The 6,449-nt window shown below is 71.7% G+C and carries 6 protein-coding genes; all 6 read left to right on the plus strand.

Annotated features, from left to right (window positions below):
- Nucleotides 1-801, plus strand: an 801-nt coding sequence (locus VJR25_RS04305; RefSeq protein WP_324112882.1) for an LmeA family phospholipid-binding protein, incomplete at its 5' end; no start/stop codon positions are given.
- 418 nt (nucleotides 802-1,219) lie between these two features.
- Nucleotides 1,220-2,620 carry a diaminopimelate decarboxylase gene (gene lysA / locus VJR25_RS04310; RefSeq protein ID WP_324112883.1) on the plus strand — a complete coding sequence of 467 codons (1,401 nt, stop codon included), beginning with the start codon at nucleotides 1,220-1,222 and terminating at the stop codon, nucleotides 2,618-2,620.
- Nucleotides 2,621-2,690: 70 nt separating this feature from the next.
- Nucleotides 2,691-3,992, plus strand: coding sequence for a homoserine dehydrogenase (locus tag VJR25_RS04315; protein WP_324112885.1), 1,302 nt, complete (start codon nucleotides 2,691-2,693; stop codon nucleotides 3,990-3,992).
- A 1-nt stretch (nucleotide 3,993) separates the two neighbouring features.
- The gene (gene thrC, locus VJR25_RS04320) at nucleotides 3,994-5,064 is read left to right on the plus strand and encodes a threonine synthase (RefSeq protein WP_324112887.1); all 1,071 of its coding nucleotides are present in this window, start codon (nucleotides 3,994-3,996) and stop codon (nucleotides 5,062-5,064) included.
- On the plus strand, nucleotides 5,061-5,993 hold the full coding sequence (gene thrB, locus VJR25_RS04325) for a homoserine kinase (RefSeq protein ID WP_324112889.1): 933 nt from the start codon (nucleotides 5,061-5,063) through the stop codon (nucleotides 5,991-5,993). Before thrC ends, thrB begins: the two co-directional genes overlap by 4 nt.
- Before the next feature lie 238 nt (nucleotides 5,994-6,231).
- On the plus strand, nucleotides 6,232-6,449 hold a 218-nt coding region (locus tag VJR25_RS04330; protein ID WP_324112891.1), incomplete at its 3' end, for a hypothetical protein.

Here is a 6,449-nt window from a genome sequence, read left to right on the forward strand (position 1 = left end):
GCCCCGGCGGCACCGAAGAGGCGCCGGCACCGTGCCCTCATCGTCGCGCTCAGCACCACTGCGGTCGTGCTCGTCGCCGTCGGCATCGCCGCCGCGATCGGCTGGCAGGTCGCCGAGACCCAAGCGTCGTCCGCCGTCAAGCAGACGGTGCAGCAGAAGGTCGACCAGGTCTTCGGCCTGCCGGCATCCCACCCCGTGGCGGTGTCGTTCCAGGAGCCGGTCCTGCCGCAGGTGTGGGCGGGGAAGCTCGCCACCCTGAACATCACCGTCGCCGACGTGCCGATCGCGGGCACCAAGGGCACCGTGAAGGTGCACGCGACGCAGGTGCCGACAGGCGGAACGGGGAAGCCGAAGAGCCTCGACGTGTCGGTGCGCCTGCGCGCCGGTGCGCTGCGGTCGATCGTTTCCGCGAACCGCACCGCACTCGGCCAGATCCTTCCCGGGTCGGTGAAGGTGGACGGCACGGATGTCACGGTCGCCCTCAACCCCGGGCAGTTCCTGAGCGGGGTCTCGTTCTCCGAGGTGCTCGGCGTGAGTGTGAAGGACGGCGCGCTGGTGCTGACGCCGAAGAAGTTCGTCGTCGGCGGGCTGCCGATGTCGGCGGACACCGTGCGCGCCCGCTTCGGCGGGCTCGCCCAGGGCATCCTCGCGTCGCGCACCATCTGCCTGGCCGACGGCTACCCGAGCGGTATGACCCTGACCGGCCTCGAGGTGAAGCCGACGGGCGTCCTCGCCGACTTCGACGTGGACCGCGGCATCCTGAGCGACCCCGCCCTGCAGGCCCGCGGCACGTGCAAGTGACCCGCGCATGACCTTCACCGTCGCGCACGACGCCCCTCCCTCCGGTCGCCGAGTGACCCGCGCATGACCTTCACCGTCGCGCACCGTGCCGCTCCCTCCGGTCGCCGAGTGACCCGCGCCGCTCCCCTCCGGTCGTTGAGCGAGCGGAGCGAGCCGAAACGCCCTGTGCTGCGCTGTGCTGCGACGAGCAGAGGAGATGATACCGGCGGAGGGCCGCCGCCGGGCGGGATCTCCTCCGCCCGTCGCATCTCCTCCGCTCGTCACGCGTGCGTCCTCGCGCGACGACCGGCCGGTCGCCCGAATCGGCTGCGGCATCCTGAACCGATAGACTGACAGCGCCCGACGCGCATCTGCCGCTGCATCCGGCGCGCGCCGCGTCCGGGCATCGCGCCGCCGCATCCCACCGATTGGTTCCTCGTTGTCCGCACCCGCCTCCCGACCGGCACCCCTGCCGGTTCCGGAAGACATCGCTGCTCTCGACCCCGCCGTCTGGCCGGCCTCCGCACGTCGCGACGACCGGGGTGTGCTGCAGCTCGGGGGAGTGGAGGCCACCGAGCTGGCGGCGCGCTACGGCACGCCCCTGTACGTGCTCGACGAGACCGAGGTGCGCGAGCACGCACGGCGCACGGTCGCGGCGTTCCGCACGGCGGCCGCCCGCCACGGCGCCCTCGCCCGGGTCTACTACGCCGGGAAGGCGTTCCTGTCCACCGAGGTGGTGCGCTGGGTGACGGCCGAGGGCATGTCGGTCGACGTCTGCTCGGGCGGCGAGCTCGAGATCGCCCTCGCGGCCGGCATGGAGCCCGCCCACATCGGCTTCCACGGCAACAACAAGAGCGTGCGCGAGCTGGAGCGGGCCGTGGAGGTCGGCGTCGGCACCGTCGTTCTCGACAGCGTCATCGAGCTCGAGCGCCTGGCCGCGATCGTGCAGCGTCACGGCTACACCCAGGACGTGCTGCTGCGGGTGCGCAGCGGCGTGCACGCGGAGACCCACGAGTTCCTCGCAACCGCGCATGAGGACCAGAAGTTCGGCGTCGCGATGGAGGATGCCCCAGCCGTCGTCGCCCGCATCCGCGAGATCGACGGGCTGCGCTTCCTCGGTCTGCACTGTCACATCGGCTCCCAGATCTTCGGCGTCGCAGGCTTCGCGGAGTCCGCGTCGCGGCTCGTCGACCTTCACGCGGAACTGCTCGAGGGAGGGCCGGTTCCCCTCCTCAACCTCGGCGGCGGCTTCGGCATCGCCTACACGTCGGCCGACGACCCCACCCCGATCGAGGAGCTCGCCGCGGGCATCGCGGGCGCCGTGGCGCAGGAATGCGAGGTGCGCGGCATCCGCGTTCCCGAGCTCGCCGTCGAGCCCGGCCGCACCATCGTCGGCCAGGCCGGCGTCACCCTCTACGAGGTGGGCACCGTCAAGCCGGTGCAGTTGGAGGGTGGCGAGGGCACCCGCGTCTACGTGAGCGTCGACGGCGGCATGAGCGACAACGCGCGACCGGCGCTCTACGGCGCGGAGTACTCCGTGGCGCTCGCGTCGCGCGAGTCCGACGACGACCCCGTGCTGGTGCGGGTCGTGGGCAAGCACTGCGAGTCGGGCGACATCGTCGTCGACCGCGGGCACCTTCCCGCCGACATCGCCCCCGGCGACCTCGTCGCCGTGCCGGCCACCGGGGCGTACTGCTTCTCGCTGGCCAGCAACTACAACTACGTCACCCGTCCCGCCGTCGTCGCGGTGGCAGACGGCGCGTCCCGTGTGATCGTGCGCGGCGAGACCCTCGCCGACCTGCTCTCGCGGGACGCCGGCATCCCCTCGGAAGGAATCTGAGACGAAGTGCGTGTACTGAGCGAGCGGAGCGAGACGAAGTGCCTGTGCTGAGCGAGCGGAGCGAGACGAAGTGACTGACAAACGACGCCTGCGCGTGGCCCTGCTCGGGGCCGGGTCCGTGGGCTCCCAGGTGGCCTCCCTGCTCCGTGAACACGCGGACGAGCTGGCCGAGCGCTCCGGTGCGGAGCTCGAGCTCGCCGGCATCGCGGTGCGCAACATCGACGCCCCGCGCGACGTGGAGCTGCCCGCCGAGCTTCTGACGACGGATGCCGAGACCCTCATCGTCGGCTCCGACATCGTCATCGAGGTCATGGGCGGACTGGAGCCGGCGCGCTCGTACGTGTTGCAGGCGATCAACTCGGGCGCCGACATCGTCACCGCCAACAAGGCGATGCTGGCCACGCACGGCGCCGAGATCTTCGACGCGGCCGACCAGGTCGGGGCATCCGTCTCGTACGAGGCCGCCGTCGCCGCCGCGATCCCGATCATCCGGCCGCTTCGCGACTCGCTCGCCGGTGACCACGTGAACCGCATCATGGGCATCGTCAACGGCACGACGAACTACATCCTCGACCGCATGGACCGCGAGGGCGCCGACTTCGCCGACGTGCTCGCCGACGCGCAGCGGCTCGGGTACGCGGAGGCCGACCCCACCGCCGACGTCGAGGCGTATGACGCGGCGCAGAAGGCTGCGATCCTCGCCTCGCTGGCGTTCCACACCACCGTGCCGCTCGAGTCCGTGCACCGCGAGGGCATCACCGGCATCACCAAGGGCATGATGGATGCCGCCCGCCACGCCGGCTACGTGATCAAGCTGCTGGCCGTGTGCGAACGGCTCGCCGACCGCGCCGACGGCGAGGCCGTCTCGGTGCGGGTGTATCCCGCGCTCGTCGCCCGCGACCATCCGCTGGCGAGCGTGCACGGCGTCAACAACGCGGTGTTCGTCGAGGCGGCCGCCGCCGGCAACCTGATGTTCTACGGCGCCGGCGCCGGCGGTCTGCAGACCGCGTCCGCCGTGCTCGGCGACGTCGTCTCCGCCGCCCGCCGGCACATCGCCGGGGGCGTCGGCGTCGGCGAGTCCGCGCGCGCCCACCTGCCGGTCGTCCAGATCGGCGAGATCGTCACCCGCTACCAGGTGACGCTGGAGGTCGACGACGAGCCGGGCGTGCTCGCGACCGTCGCCGGCATCCTGAGCGACGGGCGCGTGTCGATCGCGACCGTCGAGCAGACCGTCACCGATGAGGGCCGCGCGCGGCTCGTCATCGGCACCCACAAAGCTGTCGAACAGGACCTGGATGCCACCGTCGGCCGACTCGCCACGAGCGGAGTCGTCGAGCGCGTGGTGTCCGTCCTGCGTGTTGAAGGAGATTGAAATGGCCCACGTCTGGCAGGGAGTCCTGCGCGAGTACGCCGACCGCCTCGGAGTCACCGAGTCGTCCACCGTCGTGACCCTCGGCGAGGGCGGCACGCCGCTGCTGCCCGCCCCCGCACTGTCGCGACGCACCGGCGCCGACGTGTGGGTGAAGTTCGAGGGCATGAACCCGACCGGCTCCTTCAAGGACCGCGGCATGACCGTGGCCCTGTCCCGCGCCGTCGAGCACGGCGCGAAGGCCGTCATCTGCGCCTCCACCGGCAACACCTCGGCGTCGGCCGCCGCCTACGCCGCGCACGCCGGCATCACCGCCGCGGTGCTGGTGCCCGAGGGCAAGATCGCGATGGGCAAGCTCAGCCAGGCCGTCGCCCACAACGGCAAGCTCATCCAGCTGCGCGGCAACTTCGACGACTGCCTCGAGATCGCCCGCGAGCTCGCCGAGCGCTACCCGGTGCACCTCGTCAACTCGGTCAACCCCGACCGCATCGAGGGCCAGAAGACCGCGGCGTACGAGGTCGTCGAGACCCTCGGCGACGCGCCCGACTTCCACTTCATCCCGGTGGGCAACGCGGGCAACTACACCGCCTACTCGCGCGGCTACCGCGAGGAGGCCGACCGCGGTGTGTCCACCCGCGTTCCCCGCATGTTCGGCTTCCAGGCCGCCGGCTCCGCGCCGATCGTGCGCGGCGAGGTCGTCAAGAGCCCGGAGACCATCGCCACGGCCATCCGCATCGGCAACCCGGCCTCCTGGGACCTCGCCCTCGAGCAGCGGGATGCCACGAACGGCTGGTTCGGCGCCATCGACGACGACCGCATCCTGGCCGCGCAGAAGCTGCTCGCCGCCGAGGTGGGCATCTTCGTGGAGCCGGCATCGGCGATCAGCGTCGCCGGCCTGCTCGACCGCGCCGCGGCGGGCATCATCCCGGCCGGCTCCCGTGTGGTGCTCACCGTCACCGGCCACGGCCTGAAGGACCCGCAGTGGGCCCTGCGTCAGGCCGACGGCAGCGACGTCGCCCCGATCGTGGTGGATGCGGAGACCACCGAGGTGGCCTCCGTGCTGGACCTCGCGTGAGCGAGCCCGGCCGCACGGTTGTCGTCCGGGTCCCCGCGACCAGCGCCAACCTCGGCCCCGGGTTCGACACGCTCGGCCTCGCGCTGAGCGTCTACGACGAGCTCACCGTCACGCAGCTCGACGACGACCGCCTCGTGATCGACGTCACCGGGCAGGGCACGGAGGATGTGCCGCGGGATGCCTCGCACCTGGTGGTGCAGGCGATCGACCACGCCTATCGTGCGGTCGGCCGCACCCGTCCCGGCATCCACCTGCGCGCGCACAACGCGATCCCGCACGGCCGCGGCCTCGGCTCGTCCGGCGCCGCCGTCGTGTCCGGCCTGCTGGCGGCCAAGGGCCTGCTCGAGGGAGACGTGGAGCTCGGCCCCGAGCTGCTGCTGAAGCTCGCGACCGAGATGGAGGGGCATCCGGACAACGTCGCGCCCGCCCTCTTCGGCGGCCTCACCATCGCGTGGGTCGACGAGACCGGCCCGCAGCACAAGAAGCTGCTCGTGCACCGCGGGGTCGCTCCTCTCGTGCTCGTGCCCGAGTTCACGATGTCCACCAAGGAGGCGCGCACCTACGACCCGCTGCAGGTCACGCGGGAGGATGCCGTCTTCAACGTGTCCCGCTCGGCGCTGCTGATCGCGGCGCTCACGCAGAGCCCGGAGCTGCTGCTGGCGGCCACGGAGGACAAGCTGCACCAGAGCTACCGCGCGCAGGCCATGCCGGAGACCGACCGGCTCGTGCAGGCGCTGCGGCGGGCCGGCTTCGCGGCCGTCGTCTCCGGAGCAGGCCCCAGCGTGCTCGTGCTCGCGGACGGTCCCGGCCGGCGTCTGGAGGCCACCGCGCTGGCCGAGTCCGTCACGGGATCGCCGTGGGAGGCGCTGCCGCTCGCGGTGGACTTCCTCGGCGGCACGGTGCGTCCCGCGGAGGCCGCGATCGGCTGAATACCGGTGTCCGCGCCGGACAGTGGTAAGGTTACGGAGTACACGGAGGATGCCGCAAAGCCGCAAGGCCAGCGGATTCTGACCTCCATCGCAATCTGCGAAAGCCTCCCGTACAGCATCCGCGAACGACTCGAACGGTGCCCCGATCCGGTGTCACCGTCGGAGCAGAGCGGGATCCGCGCCGTCTGTGGCGCCTGTACGGGCGTGCCTGTTTCACACATTTCACAAGGGAGAACTCGTGGAGTCCATCTCCGAGATCCACAATGCCGACGCGCCCGCTGACGAGAGCGTCGAGAACACCGAAGAGTCGGCTGTCGAGACGCCGGCCGAGGGCGTGACCGAAGAGGCGGTGGCCGAGGACGCCGCCGCCGAAGAGGAGGCCGCCGTCGAGGATGCCGCGGAGGACGCGGCCGCCGAGGCACCGCTCGCCGAGGTCGACGCCGCGGTCGCGGAGGT

Source organism: Microbacterium sp. (assembly GCF_035277845.1).
Taxonomy (GTDB): Bacteria; Actinomycetota; Actinomycetes; order Actinomycetales; family Microbacteriaceae; genus Microbacterium.